Source organism: Bacillus sp. JJ864 (assembly GCF_036963045.1).
GTDB lineage: Bacteria > Bacillota > Bacilli > Bacillales > Bacillaceae_G > Bacillus_A > Bacillus_A pseudomycoides_C.
Genome location: NZ_JBALLY010000214.1, coordinates 1 through 1825 on the forward strand (window position 1 = coordinate 1; position 1825 = coordinate 1825).

3 protein-coding genes and 1 pseudogene are annotated in these 1825 nt (G+C 33.6%); 3 read left to right on the top strand and 1 reads right to left on the bottom strand.

The window, feature by feature from the left end; all coding sequences use genetic code 11:
• Positions 1-79: 79 nt before the first annotated feature.
• The gene (locus V7024_RS23150) at positions 80-409 is read right to left on the bottom strand and encodes an alpha/beta fold hydrolase (protein ID WP_335524359.1); all 330 of its coding nucleotides are present in this window, start codon (positions 407-409) and stop codon (positions 80-82) included.
• 45 nt (positions 410-454) lie between these two features.
• Here V7024_RS23150 and V7024_RS23155 point away from each other — a divergent pair, with 45 nt between their 5' ends.
• The 3 genes and pseudogenes from V7024_RS23155 to V7024_RS23165 form a co-directional block, all read left to right on the top strand.
• A complete protein-coding gene (locus V7024_RS23155) occupies positions 455-754 on the top strand; it encodes a hypothetical protein (protein ID WP_335524361.1) in 300 nt (99 codons plus the stop codon).
• Between the two features lie 83 nt (positions 755-837).
• Positions 838-1554, top strand: coding sequence for a response regulator transcription factor (locus tag V7024_RS23160; RefSeq protein ID WP_335524363.1), 717 nt, complete (start codon positions 838-840; stop codon positions 1552-1554).
• Positions 1541-1825, top strand: a pseudogene (locus V7024_RS23165) (sensor histidine kinase); the annotation flags it as partial. The gene V7024_RS23160 and the pseudogene V7024_RS23165, both read left to right, overlap by 14 nt.

A 1825-nucleotide genomic window follows, 5' to 3' on the forward strand; every position in this document is an offset into this window, starting at 1 on the left:
AAAATGGATTTATATAGACCAAATATGGCTAATTATTTGGTCTATTTTATATGGAGTGCCGGGCATAATAACATTAATTTCACGTTAGTTTAGTAGGATGATTCAAAAACCCCTTAATTTCACGAACCAATTCCCTTGTATGATCAAACATCATAGCATGAGACGATTCAGGAATTACAACTGTTTTACTTTCACTTAATTTAGATTCAACATTTTTTATAAATGCTAATTTCTTTTTAAGGTCACCTTCTTTTTCTGCTGGAAGAAACAATACTCTACATTGGACATTATCATAGCACTCTTCTATCCTGCGATCATAAAGATCCTCCGCAATCTGTCTCATGTTGTCTCTCATAGATACAAACGTCACTTTTCCACTTTGAAGTTTTCGAGGTTTATAATCTTCCATAACTAAAGCTCTGTTCTTATTCCATGGCAGCCAATTCCAAGAGATATGTCGGTTACACAATGGTTAAACCAAACGGAAACTTCGTCAAAAGAACTTACTTTACGAGCAACGCTAACTAAAAAAGGCTGTAAAATAATTGATCCTCATCCTATTGGAGAATGGATTCAAGTTACCTCTAATGGTACTGGGGTAATTACAGAAAAATTCAGAGAGTCAGATATCCCTTTTATCGGAGGACTGTTCCTTAGTCTTGGAGCTGAAATATTAATAGAGGAGCCTGCTGAATTAATACAGTTTGTACAGGAAAAAGCGCTGGAAGTAGTTAACCAATACTCGAAAATATAAAACATCTCCTTATTTTTACAATTCATAGTATATAATTAGTTTTGTTTGTACAACCAAATTACTTTTTAGAAGCAGGTGAAACAATGGAAACCGTTCGCGTACTTATAGCTGATGATGAAAAAGAAATAAGAGATTTGTTAAAGAAATATCTTGAGAGAGAATTCTATACAGTAGATGTAGCAATCGATGGTGAGAAAGCTCTTCATTTATTTAAACAAAACAAATATAACCTCGTCATATTAGATCTGATGATGCCGAAAATAGATGGGATTGAAGTATGCAAAAAGCTTAGAGAGCAAACAAACATTCCTATATTAATGCTTACTGCTAAAGATCATGAGGTAGATAAAATTTTAGGATTAAGCATAGGCGCCGATGATTATATTACAAAGCCTTTCAGTATTCATGAAGTAGTTGCACGGGTGAAAGCTCTTATGAGGCGTTTTTTAATATTAGGAAGCGACGCTATCTCTCATGAACAAACAGTCCTTCAGTTTAAAGGGTTAACCATTGATTTTAAAAAATACACAGTTACCGTAGGTGAAGAAGAAATAGCTTTAACCGCAAAAGAACTAGAACTACTAAAATTTTTCGCTTCCAACCCTGAACAAGTATTTACGAAAACACAACTCTTTCGCAATGTTTGGGACAGTAACTATATAGAAGATGATAATACAGTTATGGTACATATTAGAAAACTTAGAAAGAAGATCGAAACGGATCCTTCTAACCCCGAATTTATCCAAACTGTGTGGGGAATCGGCTATAAATTTGTAGGTAAAAAAGATGAAGAACGATAAAGTTCTCTATCTTATCTCACTTCAGCTTATCGTCATTCCGATACTTCTGCTTATTGAAATGAGTCATACATGTAAACTCATTTTATTTACTGTATTATTTCTTATAACGATACGCCTTTTCTTTATAAGAATCCATTTTATTCAGAGCCGGAAATCTATCATTGCTAGCTTACGACGAGCAATTCATGGAAATTTACAGACAAGGTTATACACGACCGATGATAACTCGTTGGATGATGTAATTTTTTCTATAAATGAATTAATTACAGAA

Bases quoted from the DNA above. Each gene is read 5' to 3' on its own strand.
- V7024_RS23160 (WP_335524363.1), top strand. From the start codon at position 838: ATGGAAACCGTTCGCGTACTTATAGCTGATGATGAAAAAGAAATAAGA.
- V7024_RS23155 (WP_335524361.1), top strand. From the start codon at position 455: ATGTCGGTTACACAATGGTTAAACCAAACGGAAACTTCGTCAAAAGAA.
- V7024_RS23150 (WP_335524359.1), bottom strand. From the start codon at position 409: ATGGAAGATTATAAACCTCGAAAACTTCAAAGTGGAAAAGTGACGTTT.